Here is a 20735-nt window from a genome sequence, read left to right as displayed (position 1 = left end):
ACTGGGTACCCTGCCGTCGTTCACCCCATAGCCATGACCGACCCCTTTCGCCACAGCACGCTCCGTTTACTCCTCTTTACGGTCCTCAGTCTGCTGACGATGTTTCTGCTCGGCGGCGGGGTGGTGGCCGCGCTGGCGCTCCACTACGGTATCCCCATTGGGCAGGAGGGGGCAACCTTCACCGGCGTAGCCGACCGGCAGCAATTGCGGCTGATTCTACTGATCAACAACCTAGCAACCTTCGGGCTCGCGGCCGCCCTGGCGCTCTGGCTCAGCTACCGCGACCGCTGGAATGAGGCAGCGGGACTGGTGCAGCCCACGCGACCGAGGCTGGTCACCGCCGCCATCGGCACCTTTATTGTCGGTCTACCGCTGATCGGCTTGGCTGCTTACCTCAATCTCCAGCTCCCGCTGCCGGACTGGATGGTACGCTCCGAAGCCACCGGCAACGCCATGCTAGAGGGAGTGCTGACCTTCGAGCAATCACCAGAGTTGTTGATGGCCTTACTGACGGTGGCCGTCGTACCCGCCCTATCCGAAGAGTTGATGTTTCGCGGCTTACTACAGGGTCGACTACTGCGGGGGGTGATGTCGGAGCACGCGGCGGTGTGGGTGGCCGCGGCAATCTTCTCGGCAATTCACGTGGAGTTCGCCGGGTTCTTTCCGCGCTTCTTTTTGGGCGCACTACTGGGCTACGCCTACCGCTGGACGGGCTCCCTTTGGATCCCGATCCTGCTCCACCTGCTCTTCAATGGTATCCAGGTGGGTATGACCTACGCGGATGGAAGTTTTACGCCGGATACGGAGATGGATGTGTCGGTGGTCCCGCTCTTTGTCGTGGGAGCCCTGAGCGCAGTGGCTACGGGGTATCTGATTTTGAAAAATGAGCGGGCACTAAAATGACTCCACGCACCGAGGCCGCTCAACCTTGGCTTTTTGACGGCTTACCGATAGCGCTCACTATCCGCAAACACTCGCCGAAACACCTCCTCCTCAAAGGACCCGAAGGTTTCCCCCCGCCGCGCCATGACCCGCTCCGCCGTAGCCACCGCCTTTTCCAAACGGTAGGTGGCTAATTCACCCGCCCCGCCCCAGCTAAAGGAGGGCACGAACGACGGTGGAAATCCTGCCCCGAATACGTTGCTCGAAAAACCTATAACGGTACCCGTATTGAGCGTCGTACCGATGCCGGTCTTGCAGTGGTCTCCCATGATGAGACCGTGAAATTGTAGCCCGCTGGGTTGCATTGCCCGCTGTGCGTACGACCACACCTTCACCTCGCCGTAGTCGTTTTTGAGGTTGGAGGCATCGGTGCCGGCCCCGAGATTACACCACTCGCCGATGACGGCGTTGCCGAGGTAGCCATCGTGGCCCTTGTTGCTGTTAGCCTGAAACACGACGTTGCTGATCTCACCGCCCACCTTGCAGCGGTCGCCGATGGTGGTGCCGCCGTAGATTTTAGCGCCCATTTTTACGATCGCTCCGGCGTTGATCGCTAGTGGCCCCCGGAACATACCGCCTTCCAGTACGACGGCTTCCCGGCCGATGTAGATCAGACCGCTACGGGTGCTCAAGGTGCAGCTCTCGATGTCCACGCCGGGCTCAATGAAGAGTTGGTCGGCCGGACCGATCAGCCGGTTGCTTTTGGGCAGGGCGGCGGAGATACGACCGTTGGTGACTAGGTCGAAATCGTCGCGTAGAGCGCGGTCGTTGTGCAGAAATAGGTCGGCCGGACGGGTGATGCGCAGTAGCGGGAGGTGCGGAAGTTCGTGCCGTGGCAAAGCTAGTGTTTCGTCCCGCGCATAGGTGGCGAGTTGCTCCGGATCGAGGTGGGCGACCATCAGCTCGTCCGCAGCGTAGTAGATCGTGTTAAGGGGCAGCTCCCTTACGAACGACAGGAGCTCCACGGTCGGCAACAGACTACCGTCAATGAGCAGGTTCGACTGTCCGGACTGAAAAGGGTAGCGCTCGCGCAGGTAGTCCTGCGTCAGGTAGCTGACCGGACACTCCAGTTGCCGGGCCCACTTTTCGGCGATGGTGAGGCTACCCAGCCGGAGATCGGCTACGGGACGGGCGTAGGTCAGCGGCAGTAAGGCGGTACGTACCGCAGGAGAATCGAACAGAATAAGCTGCATGGCCTAGAGATCGAAGCCGATATCGGAGCGGTAGGTCTTCCCCTCGAACTGGATCCGCTCGGCGGAAGCATAACAGCGCTGTAGGGCTTCCCCGATAGTTGCCCCGTAACTCGTTACGGAGAGCACCCGGCCACCACTGGTCACCAGGCGGTCCTGCTCGTCAAGCTGCGTACCGGCGTGGAAGACCATGCTGTCCGTCACCTCATCCATACCAGTAATCACCTTTCCCTTCTCGTAATCCCCCGGGTACCCGCCACTGGTGAGCACTACGGTGGCTGCCTGCCGGTCATCCATCTTGATGACCGCTCCGGTGAGTCCGCCCTCGGCCGTTTCCAGCAGTAATTGCATCAGGTCGTTGTCGAGCCGGGCCAGTACGGACTGGGTCTCGGGGTCACCCAGGCGGCAGTTGTACTCAATGACGAAGGGCTCCCCGTCAACGACGATCAGACCGATGAAGATAAAGCCCCGGTAGTCCAACTTGCGCGCCTGAATGCCGTGTAGCGTGGGCTGGATAATCGCCTGCTCCACCTTGCGCAGCAGATCGGCGTCCACGAAGGGAGGATGACTTACACTGCCCATACCCCCGGTGTTCGGACCGGTATCGCCCGCTCCGGCGCGCTTGTAATCCTTGGCTACGGGGAGGATACGGTAGCTCTTTCCGTCGGTAAGGACGAAGACAGAAAACTCCGTGCCATTGAGAAAGTCCTCCACGACCACCTTACTGCTGGCCTCGCCGAACTTACCGCCGAGCATAGCGCGTAGTTCCCGCTTAGCCTCCTCTACCCCATCGACGATCACCACGCCCTTGCCCGCCGCCAGTCCATCCGCTTTAAGCACGAAGGGTCCCTTGCGCGAGGCCAAATAGTCTTCCCCATCAGCTGCTTCCTCCGCGGTAAACCGCCGGTAGGCCGCCGTTGGAATATCGTACTCCTGCATAAAGGCCTTGGCGTAGGCCTTACTGCCTTCCAGCCGGGCGGCCTCCTTGCTCGGTCCGATGAGGTACACCGCCTTAAGCTCCTCATCGGTGCTAAAGTAATCCTGTAGCCCCCGCACCAGGGGCTCCTCCGGTCCGCACACCACTAGGCGAACGTTATTGTCCAGCACGAGCTGTCGTACCGCGTCAAAATCATTAGGATCTACGGCTAAGTTGGTGCCGTAGGTCGCCGTACCAGCATTACCGGGTGCGATGTAGAGTGCGGCGCACAGGGGGCTTTGGGACAGTCGCCACGCCAGGGCGTGTTCGCGGCCGCCGCTACCGAGGAGAAGGACGTTCATAGGGCTGAGTTTAGGGGCGGCGCTAAGGTAGGGTGCTTATTCCACGACCAGGGGCCGGGCTGGGGTAAAGTATTCGGCCAGGAGGCTCACTTTGAGGTAGTGCTGCTGGTCGCGGAAGCGCTGTTGTTTGATCAGGTAGGCACGGTAGCTACCGGGTGTGATATCGCGCAGCATAGTGGAAGTGAGGGTCACGCTGCCCTGCCCGGTGGGACCGGTGAGCAAAATGCGTTTTTCATCTCCGCTGTCCACCGGTTGTAGGTTCACCACCAAACTTTCGTTCTCCGCTAGCCCCCGGTCGGCGATCATGAGTTGCACGGTAGAATCCCTGCGTAGGGTATCGGGCAGAGAGTCTAGGGATACCGGTAGCATACGCAACGAAAAGCGGCCGGCCTTCTGTCCCGGCTCTTCTACCGTGAAGCGGACCGGGCGACGAAGGTCCACCTCCTGATCGAAGCGGAATCGCCGGGCCGGTAGACTACGTAGCGGCTCCATAATCTTACCCTGAAAGATGGGGGGGCGGGTGGTGGAGTCCGGTAGTATCAGATCTGCGATGAGCCTACCGCGGTCCGCCTGATAGCGTAGGTGTCCGGTCACCAGCTGCACCTCCTGGATGGGCTCAGGTTCGGCGGGGGCGCACCCTAAACTGAGCAGGAGAAGTACGAAAAAGCAGCCGCGTCTTAGTCCAGGCTCCAGTCGATTGGGGTTTTGCCGTGAGCCTCCAGGTACTCGTTGGCCTGCTTAAAGTGGTGGTTACCGAAAAAGCCCTTATCGGCCGAAAACGGCGAGGGATGGGCACTCTCCAGCACCAGGTGCTTGCTGCCATCGATCAATTCGGCCTTCTTACGGGCGAATGCCCCCCAGAGCATGAACACAGAGTGCTCCGTGCGATCATTGACCGCCTTGATACTGGCGTCGGTAAAGTACTGCCAGCCCGACCGCTTGTGGCTCCCCGGCTGGTTACGCTCTACGGTGAGCATGGAATTGAGGAGGAAAACTCCCTGCTCGGCCCACTTGGTCAGGTCACCATGATTGGGCTTGGGGACATTGAGACTGTCCTCGATCTCCTTATAAATGTTGCGTAGACTGGGCGGCGGCGTTACCCCCCGCGGCACGCTGAAGCTGAGCCCCATAGCCTGCCCCGGATTGTGGTAGGGATCCTGGCCCAGAATGACCACCTTGACCTGGTCCAGCGGTGTGGTGTTGTAGGCGTTAAAGATTAGCGAGCCGGGCGGGTAGACGGTTTTTCCGTCGGTCTTTTCTTGTTTAATAAAATCGATAAGGGTATTGAAGTAAGGCTTGCTGAATTCAGGCTCCAGGGCCTCTTTCCAGGAAGGCTCTATCTGTACGTTGGTGGCGGCCATAGTAGGTGGTAGATAATCGAAGGGTGCACTGGCCTAAGAACAATACCGACCAAAATGTTTGCTTTACACGCGCACCAACTCATCCAGCCGCACCGCCCGCCGCTCCGCAATACTCTTACGTGCCGCCACTCCGATGAGCACCGACAGCGCTCCGTCGCGCGTGCCTGCCATATGCCCCAGGGGGTCGGCCGCCTCGGGATTCACAAAGAGGTAGTCTAGCATTCGCTTGTCTCCCCCGCCGTGACCGTACCGATATTTCGGCACCTTCACGCTCTCGTACTGGGCCTCGAAGTTGTCGTGCACCACGATCTCGTGGAACTCCGAGGGGGCCTCCTCCTCGGAGAAGTTCATCTCGTTGCCGTGCAGGGCTTTCTGCTCCTCCTCCGAGTACTCCCCACGCTGGTAGGGAATATCCTCCCAGCTGTCGATGCGCCCGCGGTGCCCGTTGAAGGCGATGCGATAGCCCTCGTAGGGCGAGTAGGTCGTCAGGGAATAGTTGACCACTACCCCGTTGTCGTACAGGATCTGGGCACTCATTTTGTCCCATATGTTAATGTCCTCGCGGAATACACAAGAGTCGCGGATGTAGCCATCGTACTCCTCATTTTGCACGTATAACCGCATCGACGATTCGTCCTGCGTAATGTCCCAGTAGTAGGGGCACTCCGTCTTGTGCGGGCAGGTCCGGCATGACGCGCCGCGGAACGGCCCGTTCTTGCCGTAGTGCTCCAGGGCCCCGTAGGCGGTCACCTCCACCGGTGTGGCCCCCACCCACCAGTTGAGCAGGTCGAAGTGGTGGGTAGCCTTATGGACCCAGAGGCTCCCGCTATTCTCCACGTAGGCATGCCAGCGGCGGAAGTAGCTCGCCCCGTGGTACACATTGAGGTACCAGTGGAAGTCTACGCTGGTCACCGGTCCCACCCGCTCGTCGTGCAGCAGTTGCTTAATGGCCGTGTTGTGGGGGGTGTGCCGGTAGTTAAAGGTCACCAGCACCTCCCGGCCGGTCCGCTGCTGCGTATCGAGAATATTCTGGCACTTGGCGGCATCGGTGGTCATTGGCTTTTCGGTGATCACGTGCGCTCCGGCCTCCATGGCGGCTACGATGAAGGTGTCGTGGGTACTATCCATCGTCGTCACGATCACCCACTCGGGCTTCGTTTGCTGCATCATTTCCCCGAAGTCGGTGAAGGTCGGGCAGTCTACTCCCATGTACTTTCGCACCGTCTCCAGTCGCCCTGGATTGATATCGCATAGGCCTACGAACTGCACTTGCTCGCCGTAGTTATCCACCAGGTTCTTGCCCCACAGCGTACTTCCCCGGATACCCGTACCTACTAGGGCGACGCGTTTTTGGGCGGTGTTTTTCCAGAGGCGAAAGGCGCTGGCCTGCCCGGCGGCAAGGGTGGCGGCCAGCAGGGAGGTAGACTTCAGAAAGTTGCGGCGGTGCATGATGCGGCATTTGCCCGATAAGATAAGGGAAAAACTACGGGCGGGGTCGCAGGTGCAAAATGTATGAAGCAGCTTCCTATCTTAAACCCCCTATGCTTCTCCTCAACGCAGACCTCGGCGAATCCTGGTACGACCGGCAGATCGGTGACGACGCCGGTTTGATGCCCTACCTAGATCTCTGTAACCTGGCCTGTGGTTTCCACGGCGGGGATGCACTGACCATGCAGCGTACGATCGCTCTAGCCCTCGAGCACGGCGTGAAGATCGGCGCCCACCCCAGTTTTCCCGACCGGGCCAACTTTGGAAGGCAGGTGATGGAACTACCTGCCGACCAGTTAGAAGCTTTGTTGCTCTACCAGGTAGCCGCGCTGCAGGGAATGACATGGGCGGCAGGGGCCGCCGCTTCCCTACACCACCTCAAACCCCACGGGGCACTGTACCACTACGCCAACGCGCACCCCCTGGCGGCAGGTGCGGTGGCGGGTGTCGCAGCTAAGCTCGGTATCCCCCACCTACTCGGCCCGCCCACCGGCGAGTTGCGGCGTGCGGTGGATGCGGAGGGGCTAGCGTTTTTGGCGGAAGGATTTGCGGACCGGCGGTACGATCCCAGCCTGCACCTGCGACCCCGCACGGAAACTGATGCCTGCATAGACGGTGTAGCGGAGGCCGTCGAGCAGGCGCTATTACTTGCCAGGGGGCAGGTACGAACTACGGATGGAAGTAGCCGGGAGCTGCAGATAGCAACGCTTTGTCTGCACGGCGATCATGCCGGAGCAGTCGAGCGTGCACGAGCCATCAGGGAGGCGTTGGACGCTATTCCTCCTCAATAATGGCGTCATCGATGAGACTGTCGCCGTCGCCGTCAGTATCCAGAAATCCGGCTATGAGATCGCTCTTTTTTTTGGGCTGGTAGTTGGGGTCGTCCTGTACACGCACCGCCTTACCGCCCTCGTTGTGGTAGTCACCACTAGCGAAGCGGTCGGCTCGGTCGAAGAAACTATCGGTGCCGCTGAGGGTAGAGTCACCGGTTTTGCGCGCTCCTTCCTTGCCGTCGAAGGCACGGGCGCGGGCCTCGGCCTGTTCGGCGGCGGCTTTGGCCTCGCGGATGGAGTCCTCGAGTTGCATCTTTTCGGCCTCGCGATTGGCGTGGTCGATGAAGGCATCCGTTTTGCCCTTGAGACTGGCGCCGGCCTTGGCGGCGCGGTCGAGGATTTCATCACCGAGCTTACCGGCCTGCTCCTTAGCAGCGAGCCCGGTGCGGGCGGCAGCATCGAGACCGGCATCGGCCACCTGACGGAAGGCGGAGGGTTCTTTGGGGGTCACGGGATCTGTCTCCTCTAGGTCGTCCTCGAAGTCGATACTGCCCGACTTCGGGGCGTCCTTCTCGCGGGTCAGATCGAGGTTGCCAAAATCGAGCTGGTCGTCGATGATCTCCTTAGCTTGTTGGGTCGTTGGGGCCGGGGAAGGCTCCGGCTCCTTAAATACTGCATCGCCTAGATCCTGTAGCGCGTCCTTCCCCTTCTGGATATACTCCGGAGCGCGGTCGGCAACTACGGCGGCGGCGCGCTTGCCCATTTCCAGGAGCTCGTCGCCCTGGGTGGCTAGCTCCTCTTCTACCTTACCGGCCTGATGCTTGGCTACGGACTTGGCGCCGAAAAAGATTTTCTTGAGGTCGTTAAGGAGTGGCATGGGGGGGAGTATGGGACGAGGGATGGAGGGACGGGGGATGCTGCTATAATACAGAATCTCGTCATTTGTGCAGTTAGACCACGCTGAGCCTTCGTCTACACCACCACGTTGCCGGGGGTTTCTTGCCCTACTTTCTTTTCCTTCTGGGATTCGGAAGCCGAGGGGACGATACCGTCTTTGTACTTGTAGAAGCCGTAGTGTTTCTCTTTGTCGAGGGTGAGGCCGGGGCCGCCGAACCAGATGCGCCACCAGGCCCTGGGGTGGCGGTAGGTGTTCATGTCGCGGAACATGTCGACGTGCTCGTGGAAGACGAGTTTGATGGGGTTGTAACTATTGACCGGTTTGAGGATGCCGTAGTTGGGCGTTTCCTGCTCGGGGCAGAAGGTACCGAACAGGCGGTCCCAGATGATGAGGCTGGAGCCGTAGTTCTTATCCAGGTACTTTTCCTCCGTAGCGTGGTGTACGCGGTGGTGGCTGGGCGTGACGAAAACGAACTCGATGGGGGCCCACATACGGTCGATGAGTTCGGTATGGATCCAGAACTGGTAGAGAACGCCGATTTGCATACAGATGAAAAATACAAAGGGGTCGAAACCAAGCAGGGCGGCGGGGATGAAGAAGATGACCTTGATGTGCTGCGTCCAGCTCAGGCGGAAGGAGACGGTAAAGTTGTACTGCTCGGAGCTGTGGTGGGTGACGTGGGTGGCCCACCAGAAGCGCTGCTCGTGACTCACGCGGTGGGCCCAGTAGCGGCAAAAGTCGACGACCACGAAACAGAGCACGAAACTCCACCAGGTAGTGGGGATGTAGAGCGGGGTCAGGTTGTAGAAGAATAGGATAATCCCGAAGGTCGCGGCCTTCACCAGGGCGGTGCTGATGAGGTTACCCACCCCTACTCCGGCGGCGGCCAGGCCGTCCTTGATGTCGTAATTGTGCTTCTCGGCGCGACTCTGCCCGGCGTGGTCGGCGATGTAGGCCTTCATCTCCTCGGCGTAGGCATTGCGACGCTGGGTGTAACGGATGGGGTTGTAGCCCGAATTGGCGAAGGTGGGGGCATAGTCGGTCAGGAAGCCGAGGGCCTGGGCGGCCTCCTCGAGCTCGTGGATGTACTCGCGCCGGCGCAGGAACCACTCAACGATGGTAAGGGCCACCATGACGGGTACGGCATAGACGATCACCGGGGGGAACTCCAGGTTCTGGATGTCGTCGAAGGTGTAGAGCGGCTTGGTCATAGCTACGTTACTTGCGGGAGCCGTAAAGTGTTTTTCCGGCAGCCTCGTATTTGTCTCCCTCCACCCAGAACGGCACGCTGTCGCGGTTGGCGATCAGGCGGGCAGCCAGGGTGAATACCTGGCAGTACTCCTTGAGGTACTGCATATTGATCGTCTCGGGGTTGTCGGCCACCTGGTGGTAGTAACGATTGATTTCGTCGGAAAAGCCGGTCGTACCCCCACTAAATGTCAGGGCGGGTACGCCGAGGGCGGCAAAGCTTACGTTGTCCGATCGGTCGAAGAGCCCCTGCTCCGGGGCCGGGTCGTTGATCACTGATTTGCCAAAGGCGGCGGCCGCCGCCTGCACCTGGGAGTCGATCCCCGTACGGTTGGCCCCGATGAGCGATACGGCCGAGGTATCGTCGTAGCCGGCTCCGTCAGTATTGAAGTTAAAGACCGTCTGATCGAGGGGCACCAACGGATTTTCTGCGTAATACTTGCTGCCTAAGAGGCCTAGTTCCTCACCCGTCACGGCCAGTATGATGACCGAGCGGTGCGGCGGCATCTCGGCAAACGCCCGGGCGGCTGCCAGTAGGCTAATGGTGCCGAAGGCGTTGTCGCGCGCGCCGTTAAAGATGCTGTCCTCGGCAGAGTAAAAGCCTCCCCCCTGCGCCCCGACCCCAACGTGGTCGAAGTGGGCGGTCATCAGCATGTACTCATCGGCCACCTCAGGATCGCTGCCCCGAAGGATGCCTCCCACGTTGCGGCTGCCCATATCTTTTACCCGCAGGCCACTGCTCATGACCTGACCGGGTAGACCGTTGGGTGCATCCTGAAGGTCGCGTACCGAAGCGTTAGCAAAGTTCACGAATCCGTACGGAATACTGGCCGGCTCGCTACCGTCGCTCACACTCATGCGCTCGCCTCCGAGGTAGCCCCGGAAGCCCTCCCAGGGATAGGGCAGGGAGTAGATCTCAAATACCGCTACTGCACCTGCGTCCGCGGCAAGTTCGGCCTTCTGACCTATGCCCCTGAAAATTCCCTGCTGACCGGGATCGCCCGGAATACCTGCCCGGGTGACCACGATCTTACCCTGCACGTCTAGGTTCTCGTAGTCATTGTGCCCGGTCTCTTCATCTACCCAGCCGTAATTGGCGTACACGACCTGGGCGGTAGCCTCGGCCGCCGGTCCGCGGAGCATAATCATCTCCTCGCCCAGTACGTAGGTGCTATCTCCGATGCGTAGGCTTGCTGCCAACGGCGGGTTCACCCGGCTAAGGGGTACGGTCTGGAAGTAGCTGCTGTCGGCGGCGTTGAGGGGCGCGTAGCCGTAGCCCCGTAGCTGCGCGGCGATGTACTCGGCGGCTACCTCATTGCCAACGGAGCCAGTACGGCGTCCGGCCAGGAAATCGGAAGCCAGAAAGTGCATCTGTCCGGCCAGTTCCAGCTGGTCGAAGTCGAACTCGGGCAGGCTGCGGTCGATGGTCTCCTGGGCGGAGACGGTCAGTGCTAGCAGTAGGACAACGGGTAGGAGCAGTCGGGTCACGTGGCGCGGATTGTAGACGAAACGGGAAGGAATGGATTAGGCGAAGGCCTCAGCGACCTCTTCGTAGACGATCTCGCCGTGCACAATGTTGAGGCCCGCCTTAAGGCCGGGGTCCTCGTCCGTAGCCCGCTCCCACCCCTTCTGGGCGATCTGGAGTAGGTAGGGAAAGGTGGCGTTGGTCAGGGCCAGCGTACTGGTGAAGGGTACGGCACCGGGCATATTGGCGACGCAGTAGTGGATCACGCCGTCGATGACGTAGGTAGGGTCCTCGTGGGTGGTGGGGTGGCAGGTCTCGATGCAGCCGCCCTGATCTACCGCCACATCGATCACCACGCTACCGTCGCGCATCTCGCTGAGCATCTGGCGGGTAATGAGGTGGGGCGCCTTGGCCCCGGGGATGAGTACGGCCCCAATGATAAGGTCGACGCGGTCGAGCTCGCGGCGAATGTTGTACTCGCTGCTGAAAATCAGGGTGACGTTAGCCGGCAGGATGTTGGCCAGGTAGCGTAGGCGGTCGAGGTTGATGTCCATCAGGGTCACGTTGGCATGCAGACCGGCGGCCATCTTGGCGGCTTCGGTACCGACCACCCCGGCGCCCAGAATGAGGACGCGGGCGGGGGGTACGCCGGGTACGCCACCGAGCAAAATACCCCGGCCTCCGGCGTGCCGTTCGAGGTACTTAGCGCCCTCCTGGACCGACATGCGGCCCGCCACCTCACTCATGGGTACCAGCAGGGGGAGGCTACCATCGGGGGCCTTGACGGTTTCGTAGGCCAGGCAGACCGCGCCGCTGCGCACCATCGCCTCGGTAAGGGAACGGGAACTGGCGAAATGAAAGTAGGTGAACAGCAACTGCCCCTCACGGACCAGGTCGTACTCCTCCTCGATGGGCTCCTTGACCTTGACGATGGTTTCTGCTTTGGCGTACACCGACTGGATATCGGGCTGGATCTCAGCGCCAGCTTGCACGTAATCGGCGTCACCGTAGCCACTGTTGGCCCCGGCCTGAGTCTGTACCAGCACGGTGTGGCCGCGGCGCACGAGTTCGAGGGCACCGCCGGGGGTGAGGGCTACGCGGTTTTCGTTATTCTTGATTTCCTTAGGGCATCCGATAATCATGGGGGTAGGGCTTGGTTAGGGCGAAGGGGAAAAAGGGGTGGACTACTCCGCCACGAGGGCGAGCTGATTTTGTCCGTTGTAGGCCAGGCGGCTGATGCGCTCCAGGCCGTAGAAGCTCAGATCGACCACCTCGCGCCAGCTGCCGCTACCGTCGGCCGGATTGAGGCGGTAGAGGCGACTGCCGCTACCGGCCAGGAAGGTACCGTCGGGTAGGAGAATGAAGTCCTCGGTCTTGGGGGCCATCGGCGCGATGACCCGGGGGGCTTCTTCGAGGCGGTAGAGGTTTTGCTCGACCAGGTTATAGGGTACGCTGCTCTTGTCTACGTAGACCAGGTTACCGTTAGTAAGCCGCGTGAAGGCGCGGCCGGTATTCGTGGCCAGGGTGCGGGGGGCGTCGCCGCTGGTAGTGGAAGCCAGGACCAGCTGATTCGGACTGGCATTGATAAAGAGCGCAAGCTGCGCATTGTTGAGCCACTCGTAGTAGCCCACACCGTTGGTGCCGGGGAGCACCGGTTTGCCGTTGTCGGATAGATCGGTAGGAAATTCCCAGAGGCGCAGCACGGTATCCTGACCCACGTACTCCTGCCGCACGGCGGAAAACCGACTACCGCCGGTCATCTTCTTCGGGCTGTACTCACCGGCCTCGGTGTCGGTGAGCCGTTCGCGGGTATTGCTGCTGAGGTCGAACCGGTACAGATCGGGCTGCGCCATACCGGGCAGAATGACGGAGGCGTAGAGGATGTTGCGGTCCGCCCAGTTGGGGTGATTGTTGTAGCCCGTGGGATTGAAGGCGGAGAGGTAGCGCGGATTGCTCACCGTGAGTGAGGTATCACTCATGCGCATGTCGAAGACGTATAGCTGGGTCTGCGGGGCTTGCGCCTTCACGCCTCCGGGGGCGGCGGTTAGACAGATGGCGAGGCAGAGCAGAAGGCAGCGGATCATGCACGGAGGCTTTGGGAAAACGAGGGGGTAAAGATAACGCAAGGGCTACGGCTCGGCGAGTAAATCGCGCATGGTGTACACCCCCCGGCGACCGGGTAGCCAGCGGGCGGCGGTCAAAGCGCCCCGGGCAAAGCCCTCGCGGGAGTGGGCCGTGTGCAGCAGCTCCAGGGTATCGATCGGCGAGTGGAACCGCAACAGGTGGGTACCGGGCACGTCGGGCTCGCGGTGGGAGGTGATGGGGACATCGTAGTCCAACGCGGCACGGACCTCCTCCGCTAGGGTTAGCGCAGTACCCGAAGGAGCATCGAGCTTTTCGGTGTGGTGAGTTTCCTCGATGGTGGCGGTGTAGCCCGACTGCTGGTGCAGGGCGGCGGCCAATTGGCGGGCGGCGGCAAGGAAGATATTGACCCCAACGCTAAAGTTGGAGGCCCAGAACAGTGCACCCCCGGTAGACTCCACCCGCTCCGTGACCTTATCCAGTTGATCCAACCACCCGGTAGTACCGACTACGAGGGGAAGACCTGCATCCAACACCCATGCGATGTTTGTCACCGCCGCATCGGGGCGCGAGAACTCGATGACCACCTCGGCGGTCCGGAGCTCCTCCCGCGTGATCTGGTCGCGGTTACCAGCGCCGATGCGCAGCACCACCTCATCACCCGCCGCGGTGGCCAGGCGGTCGAGGTAACGGCCCATCTTACCGTAGCCCAGTAGTGCGATCCTCATACCCGCGAAAGTACGCTAGACCAGGGAGAGCACCCCCTTAAGGGGAATGGGCAGCCACTCCGGACGACTGTTGAGTTCGTAGGCTACTTCATACACTGCCTTCTCCAGGATGAATAGATCGAGCAGTGCCCGGCGGTCATCGTCGGCGGCGGGCAGGAAGCTAGCCTCCCCGCAGGCTTCAAAGTAAGCATCTAGGTAGGCATCGCTTACCGTGCGGTACCACGCTTCGGCCCGCTGGCTCAGGTCACGACCGCTGTAGCGCTCCGGATTCAGCAGCAACTGCCCCTGCGCGGCGTAGTGAAAGGAGCGGACCATGCCCCCGACGTCCTTCAGCGGCGGCCGCTTCCGCCGCCGCTCCGGAATCGTCAGTAGCGGTTCACCCTCGAAGTCGATGATGTAAAAGTCATCGTCGGTATACAGCACCTGCCCCAGGTGGTAGTCGCCGTGGATGCGGGTAAGCTGGGCCGTCAGCGGCCGGTCGCGCAGGGCACCGAGCTGTTGCTCCAGGTGCGGACGGGCACCGAGCACCTCGTGGGCCAGCGACTGCTTTGACTCTCCTAGTTCGGAGAGTCGACTTTCCAGCTGGGTGAATTGCCGGTCGAGCAGCCTAAGGGCTGCCTGGGTAATCTCCCTCCGGTACTCAGCGGTCAAAGGTTCGGGCACCAGATCCGGTCGGTCCTCCCCTGCAGAGGCCAGGGCCCGGTGCATTTCGGCAGTGCGCCGGCCCAGGAGGCGCGCACGAGACAGGGTTTCTTCGTCGACCCCGTCGTCGTCGTCTTCGTCGTCGCCGGCGAAGTAGCGCTCCGTCAGGTCCTGGAAAAGCGACCAGGCATCCCCCCGGTTGTGCACCTTACCGGACATCAGACCCAGGTTCAGATAATGATCGGCTTCCATGTCTCCGATCCCGAGGCTGCCGCCGTAAGGGGGGCAGTGCTGGAAATCCGTCCGCTCGCTCAAAAAGCGTATCAGCTCCAGATCGGGGTTAAGCCCCGGATCGAGCTTGCGGAAGAGCTTAAAGAAGAAGCTATCGTTGTAGATGATGGCGGTATTGCTGGTGTCGATGGCCGGCACCACGCTCTCCGCCTCACTACTGGCGTGGGTTAGCACCCGACCGGCCTCGGCCTTCAACCCCGAAGCCCGCTCCTCGCTCTGAAACACGAGTTCATAAAGGGCGGCCCGAAAATCAGCCCGCGGCACGGCATCGGCCAGTAAACCGGTTTCCGTGATTTCTCCCAGGATCAGTCCCGGATGCTGGGTCTGGTAAAAGGCCCGCTGTTCGGTGCCTACGTTGAGGGAAAGGGGCAGTTGGTAGAGTTCGCGACTGGCGTCGGTGAAGTGTACCTCGATGAGGGCAATGCCTGCGTCCTCCAGCACGGGATGAAAGGCCTGCACCTGCGTGCCCGCCACAGTCTTGCCCTTGCTGGTGAACCAGCGCTGCTGCGGCAGGTAGGTGGGTAGCAGCATGGTGGTGAAGGCTTCGAGGAACTCGGAATCGGCGAAGAGGTCAGCGAGGTGGCTATGGGGCATGGGGTGGGAGGTGGTTGAATTACTGCAATACTACTTACTGGCCGGCCTTGATGAGGGTGTACATGTGCTGGATGTCGTAGCGGTTGGCCGGAAAGGCCCAGTTGCGCCGGTCGCGGGTCTGGAGCAGGAGGACCCGCTCCCCGGTAGTGAGCCCACGTCCCATCGCTTCCAGGCGCACGTTGGCCAGGCGCGGCAGGGGCTGCACCTCGTCTCCAATCGTGATTTCGGCCGGCGCGATGGTTACCGTCGGGTACTTAAAGGTGGTCCAGAATGCCCCCAGGAAGGCCATCAGGCCCAGCAAGCCACCGAAGTAGGCCAGCATCGGTAGCAGCACGCGTCGCCGCGGATCGGCATGTTGCTGCCTACCGGCGCGCAGTCCGAGATAGACCATCAGCGCGATCAGCGCCCCGCACACCGCCATGGTCAGGTACAGGTCGCCGAGCTCCGGCACGAAGGAGGTCGTATCCATCTACTTGCCGGCCGCCGCCGCGGCGGCGGCAGCTTTCGCGTTTTCCAGATTGGTAAGCACCTCGTCCAGCTGCTCGGCCCCGATGCGCTTACTCAGGATCTCCTTATTGCGGTCAAGCAGAAAGATGCTCGGCGTACTCTTGATGTCGTATGACTTATAGTACCGCTGGTAGGGGTCAGCCACCTGCACCCAGTCGCCCGTCTGCTGCTCGTCGACGTAGTCCCAGCACTTGCCGAGCTCGTCCTCCCCCTTGGTGCACACCGAGAAGATCTTCACCCCCTTATCCTTCCACTTGGCGTAGAAGTCCTTCATGTAGGGTGTCGATTTTTTGCAGGCCGGACAGTCGTAGCGCCAGAAGTACAGCACCGTGTAGTCGGCATCTACGTCGTAGAGCGTCGTCGGCTCACCGGCCCGGGTGACCATGTTCAGGTCGGGGGCGGTCTGGCCGATCAGCAGCGGGCGTAGCCGGTCGGTGGTTTCGATCATCTTGGCGATCTGCTCCTCGTCACTCCAGTAGGCCTTGCCCGTGCGGTAGTAGGTGTCCACGAGGTGTACGTAGAGGGCGTCCATGCCAACGATATTACTCGCCGCGGCCTCGTTGGTAAAATGGACGGTGAAAAACTTGAACGCCTCTCCCTGGGGATCGAATTTGGACAGCACGAAGTCGATGGCCTTTGCCAGGGTATCCGGGTGGCGGACCTGCAGCGTATTGACGTAGTAATCGACCCGCTCGAAAAAGAAGGGGGTACGCAGCAGGCGCTCGTCGTTCAGGTCCAGGCCGTCGAAATAGTGCTCCTGCAACCAGCGCCACTGTAGCTCCCGGCGCGACTCCTGGTCGGCTACATCGGCAAAATCCGGGGGTAGGGCCGGCCGGTTAGCCTTGATGATGGCCGACACGAAAGCATCCGGGTGGGAGGCAATCATCTCGGCCTGATGGGCCTTCACTTCCGCATCCAGGGCTTCCATCTCAGCACGCACTTGGGCCGCGGCCGCGGGTGCAAGGGTAGTATCCGCCAGTTGCTCGCGCAAGGGGGCACTCTCCCGCTGCTTTTTGTCTAGGTAGCCCAGGTAGGCATAGAAGAGCGTGTTTTCCTCACTTCCCTCTACTTCCATATCGTTCAGTTCGCCCACTTTGGTGCGAAAGCGCATTTCTTGATCGGTATCATCCCCCACCAGCAGTTGGAAGTACTCGTTGTTGGGGCTCAGCACCACGATGTAAATCCCGCGGGGCAGACCGGCCGTATCGCTCGCAAAGACATACTCACCGGCATCGTCGCGGAATGCGGTATCGACGATGTACTGGTTGTCGAGCAGGTAGTAGCCGAGGGTGAGGATGTCCTGTTCGTACCCTTCGATGTCGACCGTGATCCGGTAGCTCCCTCCCGCTTCGGGCTGGGCGACAAGGGAAAGGGAGGTAAACAGACCGAGCAGCAGGAGGAAACGATACATAAGGTACGGTGTAGGGCTCACAAAGGTAAGCCGGGGTGGGAAGCGAACACCTCGAATAGTGCTTTCGTTGGGTAAACGTCCGCCCGCCGGGCTTTTTGTACATCCTTTAACTTCTCCTGACCATGCGCACTTTCACTGCCTTTACCGGAATTACCCCCGAAAACTCCCGCTACCGCAACTCCGATCACCTCTTCGATATCCAGCGCCGCAAACTCTACGGGGAGCAGAGCATCGATGGCGACTATGAGTTCAGCATACCGGGTGCCAATATCACCGAAGTCGACGAGGAAGACCGCGGCGGTTACCTGATCGAACTGGCCGCCCCCGGCTACGAAAGGGATGATTTTCATGTCAGCGTCCACAACGACATCATGACCATTAAGGGTGAGCTACACCCCGACCGCGTGCGCTCCCATGACTCCTACCACCGGCGTGAGCACAACTACCACACCTTTACCCGCAGCTTCAGCCTACCCGACAGCGTGGATGAGGAAAATATCACGGCCAAGTATACCAACGGCATCCTGCACGTCTTCGTCCCCGTGCTCAAACCCGTCGAACAAACCCAGATGCCCCGCCGCATTGAGGTGGGCGGCTAGCCCCTCGGCCCCGCCAATGAATTGTAGTACTGCAGCGACCGCGTGATCTCCTCCGCGGTCGCTGTTTGATTTACCACCGCCCGGCCGGGCTCGGCCAGGAAGGTAAAATTGATCTCGTCCGCCTCGTTCTTCTTATCCTGCCGCATCAGTGCCAGTAGCGTGGCGTAGCAACTGGGAGGAATAGCCTGGTGCCCGTACAGCTTGAGGCAATAATCGGTGATCTCACGCAGCTCCTTTTCCGAAAGCGTACCCAGCGTGCAGCTGAGCCAGGACTCGGTAATCATGCCGATGGCGACCCCCTCCCCGTGCAGCAACCGGTTTTCCCGCTCCAGAAAGTAGCTCTCCACGGCGTGGCCGATGGTGTGACCGAAGTTGAGTGCCTTACGCTGTCCGTGCTCAAAGGGATCCTCCAGCACAATGTCTCGCTTGATGACGACGCTTCCGGCGATCACCTCCGCCCAGTCCGCGCCCGCAGCCAGATTCGCCCACTGCCGTAGGTCCACCCACTGCCCCCGGTCGGCAATCAGTGCGTGCTTGATAATCTCGGCGAAGCCCGAGCGTAACTCTCGCTCGGGTAGCGTCCGTAGAAAGCGCACGTCCACCCATACCGCCTGCGGGTTGGCGAATAAACCGATACTATTCTTTACCTCATAAAAGTCAACGCCCAGCTTCCCCCCCACGCTGGCATCCACCTGACTGAGCAGGGTGGTCGGCAGCTGCACGAAGTCCATACCCCGCTTAAAGGTGCTGGCCGCAAAGCCCCCCATATCGCCGATCACCCCGCCGCCCAGGTTGAGGCAGCACCAGCGCCGCCCTACCCCGCCCCGGAACATCTCCTCCCAGATGTAGCGGCAGGTGTCCAGGTGCTTGAAACGCTCCCCGGCGGGCACCTCGACGATAACTACCGGTAGGCCGCCGGTAAGCTCCTGCTCGATCAGCGGCAGGCAGTGCTTACGCGTTTGATCGTCGACCAGCACCACCCAGCCGGCGTAGTTTTTTTTCCGTAGCCAGGCGAAGTGACCGGGACCAATGGGCTGGATGCGGATGTCGTAGTCGCTCCCTACGTCAATCACCACCGCTTGCCAATCGACAGATTGACAAACAGGCTCAGGTACACCGGCGGATTACTCACCCCCGGCGTCAGCTCACTCTCCACCATAATGTCGGTGTTACCCAGAAAATAATCGGCCATCAGTCCGGCTTCGAGCGATTTGGCCGTCTCGTCGAATGCGCCGAAGCCGAAGTGCGTGGCCACCTTGGCGTGTACCCCGGGGCGTATTCCGATCTCGTCCAGGCCCACCGTCCAGGCCGAAGCGCCGAAGACGTTGTTCTGCGTGCCGACGAACACGTCGAGATTATCCCCCGTGTAGCGCACGTCGATCGGGGCGGCATCGTTGCGCTCGATCTCGAGGTAATAGGGCTTGAGTATACCCAGCGAGGGGCCGAACTCGTAGCTGTATCCCACGGCTACACCCCGTTCTTTGGCCTTTTCCGACAGGAGTTTCTTGGTACCGAAGCCGAGACGTAGGGCGTAAAGTTGGTTCTGCTTTCCGAACACGTAGGCGCGGCTGACGCGGTTGCTGACCACGTTGACGCGGTCGGGGTTCTCGCGCCGCTCGCGGCTGTGGCGGATGTCGCCGAAGGTGAGGCTCCAGTAGCGGGTCTTGTCGTAGGTGATGATCTTCCCCGACCGTACCCCGAAGAAAAAGTTGCGCGGGGTGGCCAGCGCGACGTTGAACGTCAGCTCGTTGTTGTATACGATGCCGATGTCCTTGGCGTCGTAGATATTGCGGTTACCGGGGAGCTCCTGCTGCGCGCTTAGCCCCAAAGAGAGCAAAACCCCACAGCAGGCAAGTAGGACTCTGTGCATGCCTATAAAGATATACCCAAAGTACAGCATCGCCCATTCCTTTGTTGTTACCGCCTACCTTTAGTCGCACAATTGTCCTCCCGTTGTCCCCCCCCCGCATCACCGTAACTACCACCGTCCGCCACCCGCGCCTGCGCTACGTGCTGCGGGTAGTGGGCGACGATCTGGGCTACGATTTCCACTTCCACAACGACCGCTCCGTCTTCGGTACCCCAACCCCCCAGTTCGGGATTACTTACGGCGGCGACGGACCGAATACCCTGCCCCACCACGAACTACTCTCCGGCAAGGCGTTTGCACCTGCGTCCGCGCCCCCCCTATCCTACCGTGGCGTTCCCGCGTTCTGCCCCACCCCGCAGGGACCCGATCTGCTAGCCTGCATCTTCTTTGCCCTGAGCCGCTACGAGGAGTACCACTTCTTTACGCCCGATGCGCACGGCCGCTTCCCCGGGGCAGGTTCCCACGCGGCGCGTCACGGCTACCTACACCGCCCCATCGTGCGGGAGTGGACGGCCCTCATCGGCCAGCAGCTACGGGAGTGGTTTCCCGATCTTCCGCCGCCGCGACGCAGGCCCCTCACGCTACAGCCTACCTACGACATCGACCTACTCTGGGCTTACCGCTACCGGGGCTGGCGGGGGCTTGCACAAGGGGCTAAGGACCTGCTGACCGGTCAGGCCCGCCGCGCTCTCCACCGACTGGCTGCTACCGACCGCAACGATCCCTTCCATACTATTGGTCGGCTGGAGCATTTTCACCGCGAGACGGGACTGCGGGCCACCTACTTCTGGCTACTTTCCAACGGTAGCCACCGCTTCGATCCCAACCCCTACCCCATTCCGGCGGCCCAGCAGGAAGTGATGCGGACCCTCGAAGCTACTGCCGAACAGGGCATCCACCCCAGCTACCGCAGTACCGACGATCCGGAGCTCACCGGCCGGGAGCGCGAGCGCATGGAACGCGTACTGGGCCGCCCCGTCACCCGTTCGCGCCAGCACTTTCTCCGGCTGACGCTGCCCCAAACCTACCGCCAGCTCCTGGCCCACGGCATCACCGACGACCACAGCATGGGCTACGCCGACCGCGTCGGTTGGCGTGCCGGCACCAACCTGCCCTTCCCCTGGTACGATCTGGAGCGCGAGCAGGAGACGAAGCTTACGATCCACCCCTTCGCCGCCATGGACGTCACGCTCAAAAACTACCTCGGCCTTACGGGCGGGGCCGCCGGTGCAACCCTTTTGGAACTCCGCTCCGCCCTCGCGCCCTTCGGTGGCCCCTTCCCCCTCCTGTGGCACAATAGCAGTTTTGCACCCGACTATGGATGGGCCGGCTGGTGGAATATGTATAGGGACCTTTAAGGGTCCGGTC

The 20735-nt window shown here is 61.1% G+C and carries 20 protein-coding genes; 4 read left to right on the top strand and 16 right to left on the bottom strand.

Annotated features, from left to right (window positions below; all coding sequences use genetic code 11):
- The first annotated feature begins 33 nt into the window (after positions 1-33).
- A complete protein-coding gene (locus ACOOHD_RS02265) occupies positions 34-903 on the top strand; it encodes a CPBP family intramembrane glutamic endopeptidase (RefSeq protein ID WP_420459942.1) in 870 nt (289 codons plus the stop codon).
- 41 nt (positions 904-944) lie between these two features.
- On the opposite strand, the gene ACOOHD_RS02260 is transcribed toward ACOOHD_RS02265, so the two are convergent.
- From ACOOHD_RS02260 to ACOOHD_RS02240, 5 genes are all read right to left on the bottom strand, one after another.
- Positions 945-2135 carry a putative sugar nucleotidyl transferase gene (locus tag ACOOHD_RS02260; RefSeq protein WP_420459941.1) on the bottom strand — a complete coding sequence of 397 codons (1191 nt, stop codon included), beginning with the start codon at positions 2133-2135 and terminating at the stop codon, positions 945-947.
- 3 nt (positions 2136-2138) lie between these two features.
- Positions 2139-3410 carry a phosphoribosylamine--glycine ligase gene (gene purD / locus ACOOHD_RS02255; protein ID WP_420459940.1) on the bottom strand — a complete coding sequence of 424 codons (1272 nt, stop codon included), beginning with the start codon at positions 3408-3410 and terminating at the stop codon, positions 2139-2141.
- Positions 3411-3446: 36 nt separating this feature from the next.
- Positions 3447-4004 (bottom strand): hypothetical protein, encoded by a 558-nt coding sequence (locus tag ACOOHD_RS02250; protein WP_420459939.1) that lies wholly within the window; start codon positions 4002-4004, stop codon positions 3447-3449.
- Between the two features lie 83 nt (positions 4005-4087).
- On the bottom strand, positions 4088-4771 hold the full coding sequence (ung, locus tag ACOOHD_RS02245; RefSeq protein WP_420459938.1) for a uracil-DNA glycosylase: 684 nt from the start codon (positions 4769-4771) through the stop codon (positions 4088-4090).
- Between the two features lie 63 nt (positions 4772-4834).
- Entirely contained in the window at positions 4835-6220 is a 1386-nt protein-coding gene (locus tag ACOOHD_RS02240) for a Gfo/Idh/MocA family oxidoreductase (protein WP_420459937.1), read from the bottom strand.
- 92 nt (positions 6221-6312) lie between these two features.
- Here ACOOHD_RS02240 and ACOOHD_RS02235 point away from each other — a divergent pair, with 92 nt between their 5' ends.
- Positions 6313-7050, top strand: coding sequence for a 5-oxoprolinase subunit PxpA (locus tag ACOOHD_RS02235; RefSeq protein WP_420459936.1), 738 nt, complete (start codon positions 6313-6315; stop codon positions 7048-7050).
- Here ACOOHD_RS02235 and ACOOHD_RS02230 read toward each other — a convergent pair.
- The 9 genes from ACOOHD_RS02230 to ACOOHD_RS02190 form a co-directional block, all read right to left on the bottom strand.
- Complete coding sequence (locus tag ACOOHD_RS02230; protein WP_420459935.1) at positions 7034-7909, bottom strand: hypothetical protein; 876 nt, start codon at positions 7907-7909, stop codon at positions 7034-7036. The two genes, ACOOHD_RS02235 and ACOOHD_RS02230, sit on opposite strands and share 17 nt — an antisense overlap.
- A 95-nt stretch (positions 7910-8004) precedes the next feature.
- Positions 8005-9141: a sterol desaturase family protein gene (locus tag ACOOHD_RS02225; RefSeq protein ID WP_420459934.1), complete on the bottom strand. Its 1137-nt coding sequence runs from the start codon at positions 9139-9141 to the stop codon at positions 8005-8007.
- A gap of 7 nt (positions 9142-9148) precedes the next feature.
- A complete protein-coding gene (locus ACOOHD_RS02220) occupies positions 9149-10666 on the bottom strand; it encodes a M28 family peptidase (protein WP_420459933.1) in 1518 nt (505 codons plus the stop codon).
- A 36-nt stretch (positions 10667-10702) separates the two neighbouring features.
- On the bottom strand, positions 10703-11785 hold the full coding sequence (ald, locus tag ACOOHD_RS02215; RefSeq protein WP_420459932.1) for an alanine dehydrogenase: 1083 nt from the start codon (positions 11783-11785) through the stop codon (positions 10703-10705).
- 42 nt (positions 11786-11827) lie between these two features.
- Positions 11828-12727 carry a hypothetical protein gene (locus tag ACOOHD_RS02210; RefSeq protein ID WP_420459931.1) on the bottom strand — a complete coding sequence of 300 codons (900 nt, stop codon included), beginning with the start codon at positions 12725-12727 and terminating at the stop codon, positions 11828-11830.
- A gap of 45 nt (positions 12728-12772) precedes the next feature.
- Positions 12773-13453 (bottom strand): 4-hydroxy-tetrahydrodipicolinate reductase, encoded by a 681-nt coding sequence (locus ACOOHD_RS02205; protein ID WP_420459930.1) that lies wholly within the window; start codon positions 13451-13453, stop codon positions 12773-12775.
- Between the two features lie 15 nt (positions 13454-13468).
- Positions 13469-14980, bottom strand: a complete 1512-nt coding sequence (locus ACOOHD_RS02200; RefSeq protein ID WP_420459929.1) for a putative maltokinase — start codon at positions 14978-14980, stop codon at positions 13469-13471.
- Positions 14981-15014: 34 nt separating this feature from the next.
- Entirely contained in the window at positions 15015-15449 is a 435-nt protein-coding gene (locus ACOOHD_RS02195) for a hypothetical protein (RefSeq protein ID WP_420459928.1), read from the bottom strand.
- A complete protein-coding gene (locus ACOOHD_RS02190) occupies positions 15450-16898 on the bottom strand; it encodes a redoxin domain-containing protein (protein ID WP_420459927.1) in 1449 nt (482 codons plus the stop codon). It abuts the gene before it with no gap.
- A 122-nt stretch (positions 16899-17020) separates the two neighbouring features.
- Here ACOOHD_RS02190 and ACOOHD_RS02185 point away from each other — a divergent pair, with 122 nt between their 5' ends.
- Entirely contained in the window at positions 17021-17497 is a 477-nt protein-coding gene (locus ACOOHD_RS02185) for an Hsp20/alpha crystallin family protein (protein WP_420459926.1), read from the top strand.
- On the opposite strand, the gene aroB is transcribed toward ACOOHD_RS02185, so the two are convergent.
- On the bottom strand, positions 17494-18570 hold the full coding sequence (gene aroB, locus ACOOHD_RS02180; protein WP_420459925.1) for a 3-dehydroquinate synthase: 1077 nt from the start codon (positions 18568-18570) through the stop codon (positions 17494-17496). The genes ACOOHD_RS02185 and aroB overlap by 4 nt on opposite strands.
- The gene (locus ACOOHD_RS02175; RefSeq protein WP_420459924.1) at positions 18567-19367 is read right to left on the bottom strand and encodes a hypothetical protein; all 801 of its coding nucleotides are present in this window, start codon (positions 19365-19367) and stop codon (positions 18567-18569) included. The genes aroB and ACOOHD_RS02175 overlap by 4 nt, the downstream gene beginning before the upstream one ends.
- Before the next feature lie 83 nt (positions 19368-19450).
- On the opposite strand from ACOOHD_RS02175, the gene ACOOHD_RS02170 reads away from it, so the two are divergent.
- The gene (locus ACOOHD_RS02170) at positions 19451-20725 is read left to right on the top strand and encodes a polysaccharide deacetylase family protein (RefSeq protein WP_420459923.1); all 1275 of its coding nucleotides are present in this window, start codon (positions 19451-19453) and stop codon (positions 20723-20725) included.
- Positions 20726-20735 lie beyond the last annotated feature (10 nt).

Origin of the sequence: Neolewinella sp. (assembly GCF_965214665.1) — a bacterium.
In the GTDB taxonomy this organism is placed as follows: domain Bacteria; phylum Bacteroidota; class Bacteroidia; order Chitinophagales; family Saprospiraceae; genus Neolewinella.
This window is presented reverse-complemented; position numbering and strand designations above follow the sequence as displayed.